The following is a 19,538-nucleotide window of genomic DNA, read 5'->3' on the forward strand; positions in this document are numbered from 1 at the left end:
TCAGATGCGTTTGGCTTGCGCTACAGCGTTACCGATGTAGTTCGCCGGGGTGAGCAATTTCAGCTCGGCCTTGGCAGCCGCTGGCATGTCCAAACCGTCGATGAAAGTTTGCAGTGCTTCAGGGCTAATGCCCTTGCCACGGGTCAACTCTTTCAGTTTTTCGTACGGGTTTTCGATGTTGTAGCGACGCATTACCGTCTGGATCGGCTCGGCCAACACTTCCCAGCACGCGTCCAGGTCAGCGGCAATCTTCTGCTGGTTGAGCTCAAGCTTGCTGATGCCTTTGAGGCTGGCTTCGTACGCGATCACGCTATGGGCGAAGCCGACACCGAGGTTGCGCAGCACGGTGGAGTCGGTCAGGTCGCGCTGCCAGCGGGAGATCGGCAGCTTGCTCGCCAAGTGCTGGAACAGTGCGTTGGCGATACCCAGGTTGCCTTCGGAGTTTTCGAAGTCGATCGGGTTGACCTTGTGCGGCATGGTCGACGAACCGATTTCGCCAGCGATGGTGCGCTGCTTGAAATAACCCAGGGAGATGTAGCCCCAGATGTCGCGGTCGAAGTCGATCAGGATGGTGTTGAAGCGCGCGATCGCGTCGAACAGCTCGGCGATGTAGTCGTGCGGTTCGATCTGCGTGGTGTACGGGTTGAAGCCCAGGCCCAGCTCGTCTTCGATGAAGGCGCGGGCGTTCTCTTCCCAGTCGATCTCAGGGTAGGCCGACAGGTGAGCGTTGTAGTTGCCGACAGCGCCGTTGATCTTGCCCAGCAGCGGAACGGCAGCGACCTGAGCGATTTGACGCTCCAGACGGTAAACCACGTTCGCCAACTCTTTGCCCAGGGTGGTCGGCGAGGCCGGTTGACCGTGGGTACGCGACAGCATCGGCACGTCAGCGAAACGGATGGCCAGCTCGCGGATGGCTTCGGCAGTCTGGCGCATCAGCGGCAGCATCACGTCATCACGGCCTTCGCGCAGCATCAGGGCGTGGGACAGGTTGTTGATGTCCTCGCTGGTGCAGGCAAAGTGGATGAATTCGCTGACGGCAGCCAGTTCTGGCAGCTTGGCCGCTTGCTCTTTGAGCAGGTATTCGATGGCTTTGACGTCGTGGTTGGTGGTGCGCTCGATCTCTTTAACACGCTCGGCGTGCTCCAGAGAGAAGTTTTCCGCCAGGGTGTTCAACACAGCGTTGGCTTCGGCGGAGAACGCCGGCACTTCGCTGATGGCAGGGTGAGCGGCCAGGCGCTGGAGCCAGCGCACTTCAACCAGGACGCGAGCACGGATCAGACCGTATTCGCTGAAAATCGGGCGCAGGGCCTGGGTTTTGCCGGCGTAGCGGCCGTCAACAGGGGAAACCGCAGTGAGCGAAGAGAGCTGCATGGGGTGTTCTCGGACAGTCGGGCAACGAAATGGGGCGCGTATCATACATGAAAAAATCCGCCGGTCCGTTGCCAACTGACCGGCGTATTACGCGTTACTGACTACAAAGCAGTATTGCGGGCGCGGTTCAGCTGCTGCGCATCAGCGGGTAAAGCTCTTTAAGCAGCTTGCGCCGGCTGATCACCAACTGCCAGCGATGACCGCCCAACTGCCGCCACAGGCGTGCCGAACGGATCCCGGCCAGCAACAGCGCGCGAATCTTCGAGGCATTGCTCGGTTGCTGCAGGTTGCGCATGTCGCCATGCACCTGAATCCGTTGGCGCAGGGTGCTCAGGGTGTCCTGATACAGCGCACCGCAGGCGGCGATTACGTTTTCATGAGCCGGGCCGAAGTGTTCGACCTGGGACTGGATCTGTGGCAAACGCTTGCCGATCACTTCCAGCATGTCTTCGCGCTTGGCCAATTGACGCTCCAGCCCCAGCATTGACAGGGCATAGCGCAGCGGTTCGCGCTGAAGGGTGCTGGGGTCGCGCTCCAGGGCGCCGATCAATGCGCGGTAACCTTCACGCAGATTGATGTCGTCACCGCCATAGACTTCCAGCGTGTCCTTGGGGTCGCGAATCAACAGGCTGCCGAGCATGCAAGTCAGGCCGGCTTCGTTGGTCTGGCCGCTCTTGGCGATCTTGTCGACCAGTACGGCGGCGAGAAACACGCCGCCCAGGGCCGTCAGTTGCTCCTGAGTCGGGCTCATGAACGCTGACCCTTGCTGGTCCAGGGTTCGGCCACTTCGATCACGCCGCCGCCGAGGCAGATTTCGCCGTCGTAGAACACCACGGATTGGCCTGGGGTGACCGCGCGTTGCGGGTCATCGAAGGTCGCGCGGTAGCCGCTGGCGGTCTTTTCCAGCGTGCAAGGCTGGTCGCTCTGGCGATAACGCACTTTGGCGGTCAGCTTGCGCGGCTCGGTCAAATCGATCGGGTTGACCCAATAGATGTCCGAGGCGAGCAGGGCGCGGGAGAACAGATAAGGGTGATCATTGCCTTGGCCAACGATCAGCTCGTTGTGTTCCAGATCCTTGATCAGCACGTACCACGGCTCGTCACCGGCGTCTTTCAGGCCGCCGATGCCCAGGCCCTGACGCTGGCCAATGGTGTGATACATCAAGCCGTGGTGACGGCCGATGACTTCGCCTTCGGTGGTCTTGATCTCGCCTGGCTGGGCCGGCAGGTATTGCTTGAGGAAGTCGCTGAAGCGGCGTTCGCCGATAAAGCAGATCCCGGTGGAATCCTTTTTCTTCGCGGTGGCCAGGTCGTGTTTCTCGGCAATCGCGCGCACTTCGGGTTTTTCCAGCTCGCCGACCGGGAACAGAGTCTTGGCGATCTGTTCGCCGCCGACGGCGTGCAGGAAGTAGCTCTGATCCTTGTTCGGGTCCAGGCCCTTGAGCAGCTCGGTGCGACCATCGATGTCGCGGCGGCGCACGTAGTGGCCGGTGGCGATCAGGTCGGCGCCGAGCATCATGGCGTAGTCGAGGAACGCCTTGAACTTGATTTCGCGGTTGCAGAGGATGTCCGGGTTCGGCGTGCGACCGGCCTTGTATTCGGCCAGGAAATGCTCGAACACGTTGTCCCAGTACTCGGCGGCGAAGTTGGCGGTGTGCAGCTTGATGCCAATCTTGTCGCACACGGCCTGAGCGTCCGCCAGGTCATCCATGGCGGTGCAGTATTCCGTTCCATCGTCTTCTTCCCAGTTCTTCATAAACAGGCCTTCCACCTCATAACCCTGCTCGATCAGCAGGAGAGCGGAAACGGAAGAGTCCACGCCGCCGGACATGCCGACAATGACGCGCTTCTTTTTTGTGTCAGAAGGGGCTGGATCACGCATAGGGATTCAATGAGTGTCTTGAAAAAGGACGCGATTCTAGCAGGCTCAAGCCTGCAAGGCTAAAGAGAAGGGCGGATCAGCTCAAGGCTGAAGTGTTTGCCGTCCAGATAATCATCGATACAGCGGATGATCAGCTCACTGCGCCAGTTTGCGCGCTGTTGCAGCAGTTCGTCACGCGTCAGCCATTTTGCGCCGACGATACCGTCGTCCAGCTGATAGTCCGGGTGGTGTTTGAGCGGTTTTGCGGTGAAACAGACCCGCTGGTAGGTCACGCCGTTGCTCGGGGCAGTGTAGAGGTAAATGCCCACCACACCTGTCGGCTCGACGTCCCAGCCGGTTTCCTCAAGGGTTTCACGCACGGCGGCTTCGATCAGGGATTCGTCCGGGTCCAGATGGCCGGCCGGTTGGTTGAGCACCATTTGTCCGTGCTTGAGTTCTTCGACCATCAGGAAGCGACCATTGTCTTCGACGATGGTGGCGACGGTGATGTGGGGTAGCCAATTCATGAAGCTTCCTCGGTTTTCTATGTTGGAACAACGATCAATGTGGGAGCGGGCTTGCTCGCGAAAGCGGTGGATCAGCCAGCATGAATGTTGAATGATAAACCGCATTCGCGAGCAAGCCCGCTCCCACATTGGTCCAGTGTTCACATTGGAGGTGTGTAAACGCCAGAAACAGAAACCCCGGCACTGGGCCGGGGCTTCTTTGCATCCTTACAACCTTAAACCAACGCAGCGATCGCGGCGTTAAAGGTGTTGCTCGGGCGCATGGCCTTGCTGATCAGCTCGGCATTGGCGTGGTAGTAACCGCCGATGTCCACTGGCTTGCCCTGAACAGCGTTGAGTTCGGCAACGATGGTTGCTTCATTCTCGGCCAGGGTTTTGGCCAGTTCGCCGAACTGCGCTTGCAGTGCAGCGTCTTCGGTCTGGGCGGCCAGGGCTTGAGCCCAGTACAGCGCCAGGTAGAAGTGGCTGCCGCGGTTGTCGATGTTGCCGACTTTACGCGATGGCGACTTGTTGTTGTCCAGGAACTGGCCAGTGGCCTGATCCAGAGTCTTGGCCAGCACCAGCGCTTTAGGGTTGTTGTAGGTAACACCCAAGTGCTCAAGGGACGCGGCCAGGGCCAGGAACTCGCCCAGGGAATCCCAGCGCAGGAAGTTCTCTTCCAGCAGTTGCTGAACGTGCTTCGGTGCCGAACCGCCGGCGCCGGTTTCGAACAGACCACCGCCGTTCATCAGCGGAACGATCGACAGCATCTTGGCGCTGGTGCCCAGTTCCATGATCGGGAACAGGTCAGTCAGGTAGTCGCGCAATACGTTGCCGGTCACCGAGATGGTGTCCTTGCCTTCGCGAGTGCGGTCCAGGGTGAACTTCATCGCGTCGACAGGCGACATGATGCGGATGTCCAGGCCGGAAGTATCGTGATCCTTCAGGTATGCCTGAACTTTCTCGATCACTACGCCATCGTGGGCGCGCATTGGGTCCAGCCAGAAAATGGCCGGCGTTGCGCTTGCACGAGCACGGTTGACGGCCAGTTTGACCCAGTCCTGGATCGGCGCGTCTTTGGTCTGGCACATGCGGAAAATGTCGCCGGCTTCAACCGACTGCTCCAGCAGAGTGCGACCAGCGCTGTCGGAAACCCGAACTACGCCGTTTGCCTTGATCTGGAAAGTCTTGTCGTGCGAGCCGTACTCTTCGGCTTTTTTCGCCATCAGGCCAACGTTTGGCACGCTGCCCATGGTGGTTGGATCGAAAGCGCCGTGCAGCTTGCAGTCTTCGATCACTGCCTGGTAGATGGTGGCGTAGCAGCGATCCGGGATCACAGCCTTGGTGTCGTGCAGCTGGCCGTCAGTGCCCCACATTTTGCCGGAGTCACGGATCATCGCCGGCATCGAGGCGTCGACGATGACGTCGCTCGGCACGTGCAGGTTGGTAATGCCTTTGTCGGAGTTGACCATGGCCAGCGACGGACGAACGGCGTAGACCGCCTGGATGTCCGCTTCGATCTGCGCTTGTTGCTCAGCCGGCAGGGCTTTGATGCGAGCGTACAGGTCGCCGATGCCGTTGTTCAGGTTGAAGCCGATCTGTGCCAGCACGTCAGCGTGCTTGGCCAGTGCGTCTTTATAGAACTCGGCAACGATCTGGCCGAACATGATCGGGTCGGAGACCTTCATCATGGTGGCTTTCAGGTGAACCGACAGCAGCACGCCTTTGGCTTTGGCGTCTTCGATCTCGGCTGCGATGAAGCTGCGCAGCGCTTTTTTGCTCAGAACGGCGCAATCGAGGATCTCACCGGCTTGCACGGTGGTTTTTTCTTTCAAGACGGTGGTGGTGCCGTCTTGAGCGATCAGTTCGATTTTGACGGCGTCAGCGGCGTCGATCAGGGCGGCTTTTTCGCTGCCGTAGAAATCGCCGGTGCTCATGTGAGCGACGTGAGACTTGGAGTCTTTGGCCCATGCGCCCATTTTGTGCGGGTGCTTGCGCGCGTAGTTCTTGACCGACAGTGGTGCACGACGATCGGAGTTGCCTTCGCGCAGAACCGGGTTCACGGCGCTGCCCTTGATCTTGTCGTAACGCGACTTGGCGAGCTTGTCGGCATCGCTGGTCACGGTTTCCGGGTAGTCCGGCAGTGCAAAGCCCTGGGCTTGCAGCTCTTTGATCGCGGCCTGCAGTTGCGGAACCGAAGCGCTGATGTTCGGCAGCTTGATGATGTTGGCTTCAGGCGTAACGGCCAGGTCGCCCAGTTCGGCGAGGTGGTCGGCTACGGCTTTGTCACCCAGTTGCTCGGGGAAGCTGGCCAGAATGCGCCCTGCAAGAGAGATATCGCGGGTTTCAACGGCGATATCAGCCGAGGCGGTGAAAGCCTCTACGATAGGCAACAGTGAATAGGTGGCGAGGGCTGGGGCTTCGTCGGTGAAGGTATAGATGATCTTCGAGCGGGTGGGCATATTCGGATTAACTCTCTCTTCTTTGCTAAAGCGTGCGCAGAAACTCGAGGGGCGCCGGGTAAGCGCGTTCGTTCAAAGTCATCCATGAGCCGAATGTCGAGATTTCTTCGCGGTGATGTTGGGTGCATCAGTCGAGCGTCAAGCGGGTGGACTGCGGTAGCAATCCGGCTTATTCGGGCCCAACGTCTTGTGATAGAGCGGTCGGCCGTCGTGACTCTGTGGTCAGCGGCGGCATTATACATAGGTAGCTGGCAATCTGCCGATGGTTCATAGGCAACGTTTTTCGTCCATTGGTCTAAAGGTCGCAGGCCGGTGTGGGGCGTAGAGTCATTCGCCGTGCTTGAGTTTGGCGCTTTTCCCTTTGCTTTCAGGCTTGTACGTTGCGAACTGTGCAGCTTTGCGGCAGATGGTCGGAACATAGGGTTTGCGCGCCGATTTAACTGGGGTACGCTCGAACGCAGCCAGATGTTCAATCCAAACAATGGAGTACAGCATGGGATACAAGAAGATTCAGGTTCCAGCCGTCGGCGACAAAATCACCGTCAACGCGGACCATTCTCTCAATGTTCCTAACAACCCGATCATCCCCTTCATTGAAGGCGATGGTATTGGCGTTGATATCAGCCCGGTCATGATCAAGGTTGTCGATGCTGCTGTTAAGAAGGCTTACGGCGGCGAGCGCAAAATTTCCTGGATGGAAGTCTACGCCGGGGAGAAAGCGACTCAGGTTTACGATCAGGACACCTGGCTGCCTCAGGAAACCCTGGACGCGGTCAAGGATTACGTCGTTTCTATCAAAGGCCCTCTGACCACGCCGGTCGGCGGCGGCATCCGTTCGCTGAACGTGGCCCTGCGTCAGCAGCTCGACCTGTATGTGTGCCTGCGTCCGGTGCGCTGGTTCGAAGGCGTGCCTAGTCCGGTCAAGAAGCCAGGCGATGTCGACATGACCATCTTCCGTGAAAACTCGGAAGACATTTATGCCGGTATCGAATGGAAAGCCGGTTCGCCGGAAGCGATCAAGGTCATCAAGTTCCTTAAAGAAGAAATGGGCGTCACCAAGATCCGTTTCGACCAAAACTGCGGTATCGGCATCAAGCCGGTGTCCCTGGAAGGCACCAAGCGTCTGGCGCGCAAGGCTCTGCAATATGTGGTCGACAACGACCGCGATTCGCTGACCATCGTGCACAAAGGCAACATCATGAAGTTCACCGAAGGTGCCTTCAAGGAATGGGCCTACGAAGTGGCCGCTGAAGAATTCGGCGCGACCCTGCTTGATGGCGGTCCGTGGATGCAGTTCAAGAACCCGAAAACCGGCAAGAACGTCATCGTCAAGGACGCCATCGCCGACGCCATGCTCCAGCAGATCCTGCTGCGCCCGGCCGAGTACGATGTGATCGCGACCCTGAACCTCAATGGCGACTACCTCTCCGACGCCCTGGCGGCCGAAGTGGGCGGTATCGGTATCGCGCCGGGTGCCAACCTGTCCGACACTGTGGCCATGTTCGAAGCCACCCACGGGACTGCGCCGAAATACGCCGGCAAGGACCAGGTCAACCCGGGTTCGTTGATCCTGTCCGCTGAGATGATGCTGCGTCACATGGGCTGGAGCGAAGCGGCCGACCTGATCATCAAAGGCACCAACGGCGCGATCTCCGCGAAAACCGTGACCTATGACTTCGAGCGTCTGATGGAGGGCGCGAAGCTGCTGTCCTCTTCCGCGTTTGGTGATGCGCTCATCTCGCATATGTAAGCCGCACATGTAAACCAGCTGACAAAAAAACCGCCTTCGGGCGGTTTTTTTATGACTGGATGACGAGCTGCGTCAGCTTGACACTGTGTCTTGCCGGGTGGCGGGCGAGGTGTGTTCGTTCGGGGAGGTGGCCGACGCGATCTTTACAGCATGCAGCCCTTTGGGGCCCTGGATGATCTCAAAGCTAACGATTTGCCCAGCCTTGAGGGTTTTGTATCCGTCCATTTCAATAGCCGAATAGTGGGCAAAGAAATCGATGTCCTTGCCATCCTCGTCACGACCTTCTCTGGCGTCGGTGTTAATGAAACCGAACCCCTTGGCATTGTTGAACCATTTCACCTTACCGACAGCCATACCCATATCCCTCTGCAACAGACTCCATCACTGGAGTATCATCCAGTTAATCCGCAGTCTAATCTTGTAATTAAGATTGACTCCGCGGACCTTTTTTACCCACTGTGGGCTCTATTGTTTGTAACACCGATTTACCGATAGTCAAGGTGACCGGGCAGTCGGAGTTGAAAACGTTCATGAGCGCCCCCACCACTGTATTTGCACAACTGACGAACCTTTCTTTCCATGCATGCAATCAGCCAGATTCGACTAACATTCAATCAGGATCGCCCGGCTCTCCAAAAAGATCACCCGGAGGAACACGACGACGATTCCGCAGGCATTGCTGTTCAGGAGGCTAAGCCTGCTTTACAGGCGCCACCGATGTACAAGGTGGTTTTGTTCAATGATGACTACACACCGATGGATTTCGTCGTCGAAGTGCTCGAGGTGTTTTTTAACCTGAATCGCGAGCTGGCGACCAAGGTCATGCTGGCCGTCCACACAGAAGGACGGGCAGTATGTGGAGTGTTTACCCGCGACATCGCCGAGACCAAGGCCATGCAGGTCAACCAGTACGCCAGGGAAAGCCAGCATCCGCTACTCTGTGAAATCGAGAAGGACGGTTAATCGCCGACCACTTGGGTATGAGGTGAAGCTATGTTAAACCGCGAGCTCGAAGTCACCCTCAATCTTGCCTTCAAGGAGGCTCGCTCGAAGCGTCATGAATTCATGACCGTCGAGCACCTTCTGCTGGCCCTATTGGATAATGAGGCTGCCGCCACCGTTTTGCGTGCCTGCGGCGCAAACCTCGACAAACTCAAGCATGACCTGCAGGAGTTCATCGACTCCACCACGCCATTGATCCCTCTTCATGACGAGGATCGTGAAACCCAGCCAACCCTGGGCTTCCAGCGTGTACTGCAACGTGCTGTCTTTCACGTACAGAGCTCGGGCAAACGCGAAGTGACTGGCGCCAACGTGCTGGTCGCAATCTTCAGTGAGCAAGAGAGTCAGGCAGTGTTTCTGCTGAAACAGCAGAGCGTTGCGCGCATCGATGTCGTCAACTACATCGCCCATGGCATTTCCAAGGTACCGGGGCATGGCGATCACTCTGAAGGTGAGCAAGATATGCAGGACGACGAGGGCGGTGAGTCTTCTTCTTCAGGCAATCCTCTGGATGCTTATGCCAGCAACCTCAACGAACTCGCGCGCCAGGGTCGTATCGATCCGTTGGTAGGTCGTGAGCTGGAGGTCGAGCGCGTCGCGCAGATCCTCGCGCGTCGTCGCAAAAACAATCCGCTGCTGGTGGGCGAGGCAGGCGTGGGTAAAACCGCGATTGCCGAAGGCCTGGCCAAACGCATTGTCGACAACCAGGTACCGGATCTGCTGGCCAACAGCGTGGTGTATTCCCTCGATCTGGGGGCTTTGCTGGCCGGGACCAAATACCGCGGCGATTTCGAGAAGCGCTTCAAGGCGTTGCTCAATGAGCTGAAAAAACGTCCGCAGGCGATCCTGTTCATCGACGAGATCCACACCATCATTGGTGCGGGCGCTGCGTCCGGTGGCGTCATGGATGCGTCAAACCTGCTCAAACCATTGCTGTCTTCGGGCGATATTCGCTGCATCGGTTCGACCACGTTCCAGGAATTCCGTGGGATCTTCGAGAAGGACCGTGCTCTGGCTCGGCGCTTCCAGAAGGTCGATGTGTCGGAACCTTCGGTGGAAGACACCATTGGCATCCTGCGTGGCCTGAAAGGGCGTTTCGAAGCGCACCACAACATCGAATACAGCGATGAAGCCCTGCGCGCCGCTGCTGAACTGGCCTCGCGTTACATCAATGACCGGCACATGCCGGACAAGGCCATCGACGTTATCGACGAGGCGGGCGCCTATCAGCGTCTGCAACCGATCGAGAAGCGCGTGAAACGCATCGAAGTGCCTCAGGTCGAGGACATCGTCGCGAAAATCGCGCGAATTCCACCTAAGCACGTCACCAGTTCCGACAAAGAGCTGCTGCGTAACCTTGAGCGTGACCTGAAACTCACGGTATTTGGCCAGGATGCGGCGATCGACTCGCTGTCGACCGCGATCAAACTGTCCCGTGCTGGCCTCAAGTCGCCTGACAAGCCCGTCGGTTCGTTCCTCTTCGCAGGGCCGACCGGTGTTGGTAAAACCGAGGCCGCGCGGCAATTGGCCAAGGCGTTGGGAGTCGAGCTGGTTCGCTTCGACATGTCCGAGTACATGGAGCGCCACACCGTATCGCGTCTGATCGGTGCGCCTCCAGGCTATGTCGGGTTTGATCAGGGCGGTCTGCTGACCGAAGCCATCACTAAGCAGCCTCATTGCGTATTGTTGCTCGATGAAATCGAGAAAGCGCATCCGGAAGTCTTCAACCTGCTGTTGCAGGTCATGGACCACGGTACGCTGACCGATAACAACGGGCGCAAGGCGGACTTCCGTAACGTGATCGTCATCATGACGACCAACGCCGGTGCCGAGACCGCGGCGCGTGCTTCGATCGGTTTTACCTATCAGGACCACTCGTCCGATGCGATGGAAGTGATCAAGAAGAGCTTCACGCCGGAATTCCGTAACCGTCTGGACACCATTATCCAGTTTGGTCGCCTCAGTCATGAGGTCATCAAAAGCGTGGTGGACAAGTTCCTTACCGAGCTTCAGGCGCAGCTGGAAGACAAGCGTGTGCTGCTGGAAGTCACCGACGCTGCTCGCAGCTGGCTGGCGGCCGGTGGTTACGACTCGGCAATGGGTGCTCGTCCAATGGCGCGTTTGATCCAGGACAAGATCAAGCGTCCACTGGCGGAGGAGATTCTCTTTGGCGAACTGGCCGAGCATGGCGGTGTGGTACACATCGACATCAAGGACGGCGAGCTGACCTTCGAGTTTGAGACCACGGCTGAAATGGCCTGACGTTAAACCGCAACAAAGCAAAAAGGCGCCGATTGGCGCCTTTTTGCTGTCTGCCATGATCGTTCCCACGCGCAGCAAAGGAATGCAGCCCGGGACGCTCCGCGTCCCTTCAAAAGCCGAACGCGGAGCGTCCGTTGAGGCATTCCCACGCAGAGCGTGGGAACGATCCACAAACAAAAACGCCCGGCATAGCCGGGCGTTTTGTATTGACTTGATTAGCGAGCGCGGTAGGTGATGCGCCCTTTGCTCAAGTCATAGGGCGTCAGCTCGACGCGCACTTTGTCGCCGGTAAGAATACGGATGTAGTTCTTGCGCATCTTGCCGGAAATATGCGCGGTTACGACGTGCCCATTTTCCAACTCCACACGAAACATGGTGTTGGGCAGGGTGTCGACGACAGTGCCTTCCATTTCGAAGCTGTCTTCTTTCGACATGCAGTAAAGCCCTCGGTGTCCAATGAATGGCCCGGTGCAACTGCGCCAGGCAAAAGCGGCGTGCATTGTGCCCGAAAAATGGGGTTTAAGCCAAGGGGTTCTAGCTCAGGATGACCCAACGCTGATTAATCAGCAGTTCGATAGGGCGATATTGGGTCTTGTAGCTCATTTTTTTGCAGTTTTTGATCCAGTAGCCGAGATAGACCGCTTCCAGCCCCAGGCGCCGGGCTTCGGCGATCTGCCAGAGAATCGCGTAACGCCCCAGGCTGCGACGCTCCTCGCCGGGCTCGTAGAAGGTATAAACCGCCGACAAACCGTTGGGCAGCAAGTCGGTGACGGCCACTGCCAGCAGTCGGCCTTCGAGGCGGAATTCGTAGAAGCGGGAGAACGGCAGGTCGCGCACCAGGAAGGTCGAAAACTGGTCGCGGCTCGGCGGATACATATCGCCGTCGGCGTGACGTTGTTCGATGTAGCGCTGATAGAGGTCGAAATGCTCTTCGCTGAACTTTGGTCTGGTCGGACGCACCTGCAAGTCGGCGTTGCGTTTGACAATGCGTTTCTGCTGACGGTTGGGCGTAAATTGCGCCACAGGAATGCGCGCCGGTACGCACGCATTGCAATGCTGGCAATGGGGCCGGTAGAGATGATCGCCACTGCGACGGAAACCCATTTCAGACAGGTCTGCATAGACATGCACATCCATGGGCTGGCTAGGGTCGAGGAACAGCGTCGTGGCCTGCTCCTCGGGCAGATAACTGCAAGAGTGGGGCTGAGTGGCATAGAACTTCAAACGCGCCAACTCGGTCATGATCAACCCTCGGGATAAGCTTTTGATTGGGGGGGCGTTCTCAACTCGTTTCCCCGCATTAAGTGTAAGCCACGCGCGCAAAAGTCGCTCAGCAAACCCAGGTGGCACGGCTGGGTTGATCCAGATGCCGTGCAAGGTAGCCAGCAAATTCGCGGCGGGGAATCGCTCGGGCACCCAGACTGTGCAGATGATCGGTAGGCATCTGGCAGTCAATCAGCACAAAACCTGAGTCTTTCAGGTGTCGCACCAGGGTGGCGAAGCCATATTTGGAGGCGTTATCGGCGCGGCTGAACATCGACTCGCCGAAAAACAACTGCCCCATAGCCAGGCCGTAGAGCCCGCCGACCAGCACACCATCGTCCCAGACCTCCACCGAGTGGGCATAACCACGCCTGTGCAGTTCGACGTAGGCGTCCTGCATCGCTTGGGTGATCCAGGTGCCGTCAGCGTACTCGCGCGGTGCGGCGCAGGCGCGGATGACCGCGGCAAAATCCCGATCGAAGGTCACTTGATAGCGCTGTTGGCGCAGCAGTTTGTTCAAGCTGCGGGAGACATGCAGTTCGTCGGGAAACAGTACTGTGCGCGGATCTGGCGACCACCAGAGAATCGGCTGGCCCTCCGAAAACCACGGAAAGCAGCCGTGACGATAGGCTTGAATCAGACGATCGGCGGACAAATCGCCACCCGCGGCCAGCAGCCCGTTGGGGTCGCGCATGGCTTTTTCCAGCGGCGGGAAGGTCAGCGTGTTGCGTTGTAACCAAGTCAGCATGGCATCCGGGCTTGCAGAAGGGGAGGGCGGTAGCGGGTCGTTGAACCCGCCTTGTAGGAGGTTAACCGTCAAACGGTGGGGATGTCATCGAGATACTTCTCGGCATCCAGCGCGGCCATGCAGCCGGCCCCGGCGGACGTCACCGCCTGGCGGTAAACATGATCGGCCACATCACCGGCGGCGAACACGCCTTCGATGTCGGTGGCAGTGGCGTCACCTTCGCTGCCGCCCTTGACCAGCAGGTAGCCGTCACGCATTTTCAGCTGGCCCTGAAACAGATCGGTGTTGGGTTTGTGGCCGATGGCGATGAATACGCCGGCCAGCGGCAATTCATTGGTTTCGCCCGTATGGCTGTGCCGCAGGCGGGCACCGGTCACACCGCTGGCGTCGCCCAGTACTTCGTCCAGATTCTGGTTCCAATGCAGGCGGATATTGCCGTTGGCGGCTTTTTCGAAGAGTTTGTCCTGGAGGATCTTCTCCGAGCGCAGTTTGTCGCGACGGTGAATCAGGTGGACTTCCTTGGCGATATTCGACAGGTACAGCGCTTCTTCAACAGCCGTGTTACCTCCGCCGATCACTGCGACCACCTGGTTGCGGTAGAAGAAGCCATCGCAAGTGGCACAGGCCGAAACCCCTTTGCCGGCAAAGGCTTCTTCCGATGGTAGCCCCAGGTATTGGGCCGAAGCGCCGGTGGCGATAATCAGCGCATCGCAGGAGTAGGTGCCGCTGTCGCCGATGAGCTCGAACGGGCGTTGTTGCAACTTGGCCGTATGGATGTGGTCGTAAACGATCTCTGTGTCGAAGCGTTCGGCATGTTTTTGCATGCGTTCCATCAGTACCGGGCCGGTCAGGCCTTCGACGTCGCCGGGCCAGTTGTCGACTTCGACGGTGGTGGTCAGTTGGCCACCTGCCTGTATGCCGGTGATGACAACGGGTTTGAGGTTGGCGCGAGCGGCATAAACGGCTGCGCTGTAACCGGCAGGGCCGGAACCCAGAATGATCAGGCGGGAATGCTTCGCTTCAGTCATAAAAACACCTCATAAGCCTTTGTCACAAAAGAGAATGCATGCTCAAATTGGACCGCGCGTACTGTGCTGTTGACTATGCTGCCCCCAAGGGTCTCAAGCATGGCATCGGGTGAACAAACCCGTACAATGCTCGCTTGTAACAGTGTTTGTATCAAAAAAGCGGTGCGCGCCGTATTTCGAAAAACCGGGGCGCAGTGTTAAAAGTAGTCCCAGTTGCGCCTGTTAACTTTTTTACCTGCCTGGATTGGGCAGTTTTTATAGTCATTCAACAGATGGACGCGCCATGGGCGCAGGAAAAGAAGCGTTTTGAAGAAATCCACCGCAGCACCTAAAACAGTCGTCCCGCTCTGGCGCCAGCAATTGCACTACCGGCTCAAGGAAGGTGCATTGATCGCCATCGGCGCCTTGTGCCTGTTCCTGATGATGGCCTTGTTGACCTACGGCAAGGACGATCCGGGCTGGAGCCATAACAGCAAGATCGAGGATGTGCAGAACTTCGGCGGGCCTGCTGGCTCCTACAGCGCCGACATCCTGTTCATGGTCCTGGGTTACTTCGCCTACATTTTCCCGTTGCTGCTGGCGATCAAGGCGTATCAGATCTTCCGCCAGCGCCACGAGCCGTGGCAGTGGAGCGGCTGGCTGTTCTCCTGGCGCCTGATCGGCCTGGTGTTTCTGGTCCTGTCGGGTGCAGCGCTGGCCCACATCCATTTCCACGCGGCGACCGGTCTGCCGGCCGGCGCAGGTGGCGCTTTGGGCGAAAGCCTAGGCGATCTGGCCCGGAACGCGCTGAACATCCAGGGCAGCACGTTGTTGTTCATCGCGCTGTTCCTGTTCGGCCTGACAGTGTTCACCGACCTGTCGTGGTTCAAGGTGATGGACGTCACCGGCAAGATCACCCTTGATCTGTTCGAACTGTTTCAGGGCGCGGCCAATCGCTGGTGGGCAGCCCGTATGGAACGCAAGCAACTGGTCGCCCAACTGCGTGAAGTCGACGATCGCGTGCATGACGTGGTCGCGCCGACCGTCACCGACAAACGCGAGCAGGCCAAGGTCAAGGAGCGCCTGATCGAGCGCGAGCAGGCCCTGAGCAAGCACATGTCCGAGCGCGAGAAACAGGTACCGCCGGTGATTGCCCCGGCTCCGCCCAAACCCGCAGCGCCCAGCAAGCGCGTGGAAAAAGAGAAACAGGCGCCGTTGTTCGTCGACAGCGCCGTGGAAGGCACCTTGCCGCCGATCTCGATTCTCGACCCTGCGGAAAAGAAACAACTCAATTATTCGCCTGAATCCCTGGCGGCCGTCGGCCACTTGCTGGAAATCAAGCTCAAGGAATTCGGCGTCGAAGTCTCGGTGGATTCGATTCATCCGGGCCCGGTCATTACCCGTTACGAAATCCAGCCTGCGGCCGGCGTCAAAGTCAGCCGTATCTCCAACCTGGCGAAAGACCTGGCCCGTTCCCTGGCCGTGACCAGTGTGCGTGTCGTGGAAGTGATTCCGGGCAAGACCACGGTCGGTATCGAGATCCCTAACGAAGACCGGCAGATCGTGCGCTTCTCCGAGGTCTTGTCGACCCCCGAGTACGATAACTTCAAGTCCCCGGTCACCCTGGCCCTGGGTCATGATATCGGCGGCAAGCCGGTCATCACCGACCTGGCGAAAATGCCGCACTTGCTGGTGGCCGGTACGACCGGTTCCGGTAAGTCGGTGGGTGTGAACGCGATGATCCTGTCGATTCTGTTCAAGTCTGGCCCGGAAGACGCCAAACTGATCATGATCGACCCGAAAATGCTTGAGCTGTCGATCTACGAAGGTATTCCGCACCTGCTGTGCCCGGTGGTCACCGACATGAAGGACGCCGCCAACGCCTTGCGCTGGAGCGTCGCCGAGATGGAACGGCGCTACAAGCTGATGGCGAAGATGGGCGTGCGTAACCTCTCGGGCTTCAACGCCAAGGTCAAGGAAGCCCAGGACGCCGGCGAGCCGTTGAGCGATCCGCTGTACAAGCGCGAAAGCATCCACGACGAAGCGCCACTGCTGCAAAAACTGCCGACCATTGTCGTGGTCGTCGACGAATTCGCCGACATGATGATGATCGTCGGCAAGAAGGTTGAAGAGCTGATCGCCCGTATCGCCCAGAAGGCTCGTGCGGCCGGTATCCATTTGATCCTCGCGACCCAGCGGCCTTCGGTGGACGTGATCACCGGTCTGATCAAGGCGAACATTCCGACCCGTATGGCGTTCCAGGTATCGAGCAAGATCGATTCGCGGACCATCATCGACCAGGGCGGCGCCGAACAACTGCTGGGCCACGGTGATATGTTGTACATGCCGCCGGGCACCAGTCTGCCGATTCGTGTTCACGGCGCATTCGTGTCCGACGACGAGGTTCACCGGGTGGTTGAAGCCTGGAAACTGCGCGGCGCACCGGAGTACAACGATGACATCCTCGCCGGTGTCGAAGAGGCCGGTAGTGGCTTTGAAAACGGCGGCGGTGGCGGTGACGATGATGCCGAAACCGATGCGCTCTACGACGAAGCGGTGCAATTCGTACTGGAAAGCCGTCGCGCGTCCATCTCCGCGGTGCAGCGCAAGCTGAAAATCGGCTACAACCGCGCGGCGCGCATGATCGAAGCCATGGAGATGGCCGGGGTCGTGACGTCCATGAACACCAACGGTTCGCGTGAAGTCCTGGCCCCTGGCCCGGTGCGCGACTGATCCGGTTTTGAAAGGGGCGGTGTCTTGAGACGCCGCCCGCACTCCCACGAATGTTTATGAGGACTCCCATGCGTCTTATCCGCATGCTGTTGCTGCCGGTACTGGCTTTGACCACGCTCTCGGCCCACGCCGATGACAAGGACGTGGCGCGTCTGACTCAACTGCTGGAAAAATCCCAGACCCTGACCGCGCGTTTCTCCCAGCTGACCCTCGATGGCAGCGGCACTCAGTTGCAGGAAACCGCGGGCGAAATGTCCTTGCAGCGTCCTGGCTTGTTTTACTGGCACACCAACGCGCCGGCCGAACAAACGATGGTCTCCGACGGCAAGAAGGTGACGTTGTGGGATCCGGACCTTGAGCAGGCCACCATCAAGAACCTTGATCAGCGCCTGACCCAGACCCCGGCATTGCTGCTGTCGGGTGACGTGTCCAAGATCAGCCAGAGCTTCGATATCAGCGCCAAGGAAGCCGGTGGCGTGATCGACTTCACTTTGAAGCCGAAAACCAAAGACACCCTGTTCGACAGCCTGCGTCTGTCGTTCCGCAACGGTCTGGTCAATGACATGCAGATGATCGACAGTGTCGGTCAGCGCACCAATATCCTGTTTACTGGCGTGAAGGCCAACGAGCCGATTCCTGCGTCCAAGTTCAAGTTCGACATCCCCAAGGGTGCCGACGTGATCCAGGAATAAAACACAAACCTGTGGGACGGGCTTGTGTGGCGAGGGAGCTTGCTCCCGCTGGGGTGCGAAGCGCCCCCAAAAATGGGACTGCTGCGCAGTCCAGCGGGAGCAAGCTCCCTCGCCACAGGATTTCGCCAGACTTGAGAACTGCGTAATAACTCGAGGTTTTAACAGTACGTCATGGACCTGTTTCGCAGTGCCCCGATCGCTCAGCCCTTGGCCGCACGCCTGCGCGCGACCAATCTGGACGAGTACGTCGGTCAGGAACACCTGCTCGCTCGCGGCAAGCCTTTGCGCGAAGCGCTGGAGCAGGGTGCCCTGCATTCGATGATTTTCTGGGGGCCGCCGGGGGTGGGTAAAACCACGTTGGCGCGGCTGTTGGCAGAAGTCTCCGATGCGCACTTCGAAACGGTTTCGGCGGTGCTGGCCGGCGTAAAGGAAATCCGTCAGGCGGTGGAAGTCGCCAAGCAACAGGCCGGGCAGTACGGTAAACGCACCATCCTGTTCGTCGATGAAGTGCATCGCTTCAACAAATCCCAGCAGGATGCATTCCTGCCGTACGTTGAAGACGGTACGCTGATTTTCATCGGCGCGACCACCGAAAACCCCTCGTTCGAACTCAACAACGCGCTCCTGTCCCGGGCGCGCGTCTATGTGCTCAAGAGCCTCGACGAAGCGGCCCTGCGCAAGCTGGTGCATCGCGCATTGAGCGAAGAGCGTGGGTTGGGCAAGCGGCAACTGACGCTCAGCGATGAAGGTTTTCAGATGCTGTTGTCCGCCGCCGATGGCGATGGCCGGCGTCTGCTCAATCTGCTGGAAAACGCCTCGGACCTGGCCGAAGACAACAGCGAAATCGGCGTCGATCTGTTGCAAAGTCTGCTCGGCGATACCCGTCGACGCTTCGACAAGGGCGGCGAAGCCTTCTACGACCAGATCTCCGCGCTGCATAAATCGGTGCGCGGCTCCAATCCCGATGGCGCGCTGTATTGGTTTGCGCGGATGATCGATGGCGGTTGCGACCCGCTGTACCTGGCTCGGCGTGTGGTGCGCATGGCCAGCGAAGACATTGGCAACGCCGACCCTCGCGCCCTGAGCCTGTGCCTGGCGGCGTGGGAAGTGCAGGAGCGCCTCGGCAGCCCCGAAGGTGAGTTGGCGGTGGCCCAGGCCATTACGTATCTGGCCTGCGCGCCGAAAAGCAACGCGGTGTACATGGGTTTCAAAGCTGCGATGCGCAGTGCCACCGAACACGGTTCGCTCGAAGTGCCGCTGCACCTGCGCAACGCGCCGACCAAGCTGATGAAGCAATTGGGTTATGGCGACGAATACCGTTATGCCCATGATGAACCTGATGCCTATGCCGCTGGCGAAGACTACTTCCCGGACGAACTCGAACCTCAGCGGTTTTATCAACCAGTGCCCCGCGGCCTGGAGCTGAAAATCGGCGAAAAGCTTAACCACCTCGCGCAGCTTGATCGTCTAAGCCCACGGCAGCGGAGAAAATAATGATTCCATTGATCGTTGCCGTTTCTGTCGGCGGTGTCGCCGGTACGTTATTGCGCTTTGCCACCGGTAACTGGATCAACGCGAATTGGCCGCGGCACTTCTATACCGCGACGCTGGCCGTTAATATCGTGGGCTGTTTGCTGATCGGCGTTCTATACGGGCTGTTTTTGATGCGCCCGGAGGTACCGTTTGCGGTGCGTGCCGGGTTGATGGTCGGCTTCCTCGGGGGGCTGACGACTTTTTCATCCTTTTCACTGGATACGGTGCGCCTGCTGGAAACCGGGCAAGTGCCGCTGGCCCTGGGCTATGCGGCCATCAGCGTATTCGGCGGGCTGTTCGCCACTTGGGCCGGCCTGTCCTTGACCAAACTTTGATAACGAGAAACCGA

At 58.7% G+C, this 19,538-nt stretch carries 17 protein-coding genes; 7 read left to right on the forward strand and 10 right to left on the reverse strand.

Annotated elements, in window-relative coordinates; translation table 11 throughout:
- The 5 genes from purB to AB4O41_RS26945 all read right to left on the reverse strand — a co-directional run bounded on the left by purB (window position 1) and on the right by AB4O41_RS26945 (window position 6,199).
- Window positions 1-1,371 (reverse strand): adenylosuccinate lyase, encoded by a 1,371-nt coding sequence (gene purB / locus AB4O41_RS26925; RefSeq protein ID WP_460145357.1) that lies wholly within the window; start codon window positions 1,369-1,371, stop codon window positions 1-3.
- A gap of 127 nt (window positions 1,372-1,498) precedes the next feature.
- Window positions 1,499-2,122: a high frequency lysogenization protein HflD gene (gene hflD / locus AB4O41_RS26930; RefSeq protein WP_048396927.1), complete on the reverse strand. Its 624-nt coding sequence runs from the start codon at window positions 2,120-2,122 to the stop codon at window positions 1,499-1,501.
- Complete coding sequence (gene mnmA, locus AB4O41_RS26935) at window positions 2,119-3,252, reverse strand: tRNA 2-thiouridine(34) synthase MnmA (protein WP_460145358.1); 1,134 nt, start codon at window positions 3,250-3,252, stop codon at window positions 2,119-2,121. Before mnmA ends, hflD begins: the two co-directional genes overlap by 4 nt.
- A gap of 59 nt (window positions 3,253-3,311) precedes the next feature.
- The gene (locus AB4O41_RS26940) at window positions 3,312-3,758 is read right to left on the reverse strand and encodes an NUDIX hydrolase (protein ID WP_460145359.1); all 447 of its coding nucleotides are present in this window, start codon (window positions 3,756-3,758) and stop codon (window positions 3,312-3,314) included.
- Between the two features lie 215 nt (window positions 3,759-3,973).
- The gene (locus AB4O41_RS26945) at window positions 3,974-6,199 is read right to left on the reverse strand and encodes an NADP-dependent isocitrate dehydrogenase (RefSeq protein ID WP_460145360.1); all 2,226 of its coding nucleotides are present in this window, start codon (window positions 6,197-6,199) and stop codon (window positions 3,974-3,976) included.
- Between the two features lie 493 nt (window positions 6,200-6,692).
- Here AB4O41_RS26945 and icd point away from each other — a divergent pair, with 493 nt between their 5' ends.
- Window positions 6,693-7,949, forward strand: coding sequence for an NADP-dependent isocitrate dehydrogenase (gene icd / locus AB4O41_RS26950; protein WP_460145361.1), 1,257 nt, complete (start codon window positions 6,693-6,695; stop codon window positions 7,947-7,949).
- Between the two features lie 72 nt (window positions 7,950-8,021).
- Here the strand turns inward: icd and AB4O41_RS26955 are convergent, their stop codons facing one another.
- Entirely contained in the window at window positions 8,022-8,303 is a 282-nt protein-coding gene (locus tag AB4O41_RS26955; RefSeq protein ID WP_460145362.1) for a cold shock domain-containing protein, read from the reverse strand.
- Window positions 8,304-8,528: 225 nt separating this feature from the next.
- Here AB4O41_RS26955 and clpS point away from each other — a divergent pair, with 225 nt between their 5' ends.
- Window positions 8,529-8,912: an ATP-dependent Clp protease adapter ClpS gene (gene clpS / locus AB4O41_RS26960; protein ID WP_038982524.1), complete on the forward strand. Its 384-nt coding sequence runs from the start codon at window positions 8,529-8,531 to the stop codon at window positions 8,910-8,912.
- Between the two features lie 30 nt (window positions 8,913-8,942).
- Window positions 8,943-11,213, forward strand: coding sequence for an ATP-dependent Clp protease ATP-binding subunit ClpA (gene clpA, locus AB4O41_RS26965; RefSeq protein WP_038982525.1), 2,271 nt, complete (start codon window positions 8,943-8,945; stop codon window positions 11,211-11,213).
- A gap of 215 nt (window positions 11,214-11,428) precedes the next feature.
- Here clpA and infA read toward each other — a convergent pair whose 3' ends face one another.
- The 4 genes from infA to trxB all read right to left on the reverse strand — a co-directional run bounded on the left by infA (window position 11,429) and on the right by trxB (window position 14,252).
- Window positions 11,429-11,647: a translation initiation factor IF-1 gene (gene infA, locus AB4O41_RS26970; protein ID WP_002553999.1), complete on the reverse strand. Its 219-nt coding sequence runs from the start codon at window positions 11,645-11,647 to the stop codon at window positions 11,429-11,431.
- A 100-nt stretch (window positions 11,648-11,747) separates the two neighbouring features.
- Window positions 11,748-12,455: an arginyltransferase gene (locus tag AB4O41_RS26975; protein WP_367374945.1), complete on the reverse strand. Its 708-nt coding sequence runs from the start codon at window positions 12,453-12,455 to the stop codon at window positions 11,748-11,750.
- Window positions 12,456-12,543: 88 nt separating this feature from the next.
- Complete coding sequence (aat, locus tag AB4O41_RS26980) at window positions 12,544-13,224, reverse strand: leucyl/phenylalanyl-tRNA--protein transferase (RefSeq protein WP_460145363.1); 681 nt, start codon at window positions 13,222-13,224, stop codon at window positions 12,544-12,546.
- 68 nt (window positions 13,225-13,292) lie between these two features.
- A complete protein-coding gene (trxB, locus tag AB4O41_RS26985) occupies window positions 13,293-14,252 on the reverse strand; it encodes a thioredoxin-disulfide reductase (protein ID WP_460145364.1) in 960 nt (319 codons plus the stop codon).
- A gap of 306 nt (window positions 14,253-14,558) precedes the next feature.
- Here trxB and AB4O41_RS26990 point away from each other — a divergent pair, with 306 nt between their 5' ends.
- The 4 genes from AB4O41_RS26990 (at window position 14,559) to crcB (ending at window position 19,524) form a co-directional block, all read left to right on the forward strand.
- Window positions 14,559-16,964 carry a DNA translocase FtsK gene (locus AB4O41_RS26990; protein WP_460145365.1) on the forward strand — a complete coding sequence of 802 codons (2,406 nt, stop codon included), beginning with the start codon at window positions 14,559-14,561 and terminating at the stop codon, window positions 16,962-16,964.
- 68 nt (window positions 16,965-17,032) lie between these two features.
- Window positions 17,033-17,656: an outer membrane lipoprotein chaperone LolA gene (lolA, locus tag AB4O41_RS26995; RefSeq protein WP_008154853.1), complete on the forward strand. Its 624-nt coding sequence runs from the start codon at window positions 17,033-17,035 to the stop codon at window positions 17,654-17,656.
- Between the two features lie 171 nt (window positions 17,657-17,827).
- Window positions 17,828-19,150: a replication-associated recombination protein A gene (locus tag AB4O41_RS27000; RefSeq protein WP_460145366.1), complete on the forward strand. Its 1,323-nt coding sequence runs from the start codon at window positions 17,828-17,830 to the stop codon at window positions 19,148-19,150.
- The gene (gene crcB, locus AB4O41_RS27005; RefSeq protein WP_460145367.1) at window positions 19,150-19,524 is read left to right on the forward strand and encodes a fluoride efflux transporter CrcB; all 375 of its coding nucleotides are present in this window, start codon (window positions 19,150-19,152) and stop codon (window positions 19,522-19,524) included. The genes AB4O41_RS27000 and crcB overlap by 1 nt, the downstream gene beginning before the upstream one ends.
- Window positions 19,525-19,538 lie beyond the last annotated feature (14 nt).

This window comes from Pseudomonas sp. S2_A02 (genome assembly GCF_054668495.1).

Coding starts and splice junctions, on each gene's coding strand:
- AB4O41_RS27000 (WP_460145366.1), top strand. CDS start 17,828: ATGGACCTGTTTCGCAGTGCCCCGATCGCTCAGCCCTTGGCCGCACGC.
- clpS (WP_038982524.1), top strand. CDS start 8,529: ATGCATGCAATCAGCCAGATTCGACTAACATTCAATCAGGATCGCCCG.
- aat (WP_460145363.1), bottom strand. CDS start 13,224: ATGCTGACTTGGTTACAACGCAACACGCTGACCTTCCCGCCGCTGGAA.
- hflD (WP_048396927.1), bottom strand. CDS start 2,122: ATGAGCCCGACTCAGGAGCAACTGACGGCCCTGGGCGGCGTGTTTCTC.
- AB4O41_RS26940 (WP_460145359.1), bottom strand. CDS start 3,758: ATGAATTGGCTACCCCACATCACCGTCGCCACCATCGTCGAAGACAAT.
- infA (WP_002553999.1), bottom strand. CDS start 11,647: ATGTCGAAAGAAGACAGCTTCGAAATGGAAGGCACTGTCGTCGACACC.
- clpA (WP_038982525.1), top strand. CDS start 8,943: ATGTTAAACCGCGAGCTCGAAGTCACCCTCAATCTTGCCTTCAAGGAG.
- AB4O41_RS26955 (WP_460145362.1), bottom strand. CDS start 8,303: ATGGCTGTCGGTAAGGTGAAATGGTTCAACAATGCCAAGGGGTTCGGT.
- mnmA (WP_460145358.1), bottom strand. CDS start 3,252: ATGCGTGATCCAGCCCCTTCTGACACAAAAAAGAAGCGCGTCATTGTC.
- trxB (WP_460145364.1), bottom strand. CDS start 14,252: ATGACTGAAGCGAAGCATTCCCGCCTGATCATTCTGGGTTCCGGCCCT.
- lolA (WP_008154853.1), top strand. CDS start 17,033: ATGCGTCTTATCCGCATGCTGTTGCTGCCGGTACTGGCTTTGACCACG.
- crcB (WP_460145367.1), top strand. CDS start 19,150: ATGATTCCATTGATCGTTGCCGTTTCTGTCGGCGGTGTCGCCGGTACG.
- AB4O41_RS26975 (WP_367374945.1), bottom strand. CDS start 12,455: ATGACCGAGTTGGCGCGTTTGAAGTTCTATGCCACTCAGCCCCACTCT.
- icd (WP_460145361.1), top strand. CDS start 6,693: ATGGGATACAAGAAGATTCAGGTTCCAGCCGTCGGCGACAAAATCACC.
- AB4O41_RS26945 (WP_460145360.1), bottom strand. CDS start 6,199: ATGCCCACCCGCTCGAAGATCATCTATACCTTCACCGACGAAGCCCCA.
- purB (WP_460145357.1), bottom strand. CDS start 1,371: ATGCAGCTCTCTTCGCTCACTGCGGTTTCCCCTGTTGACGGCCGCTAC.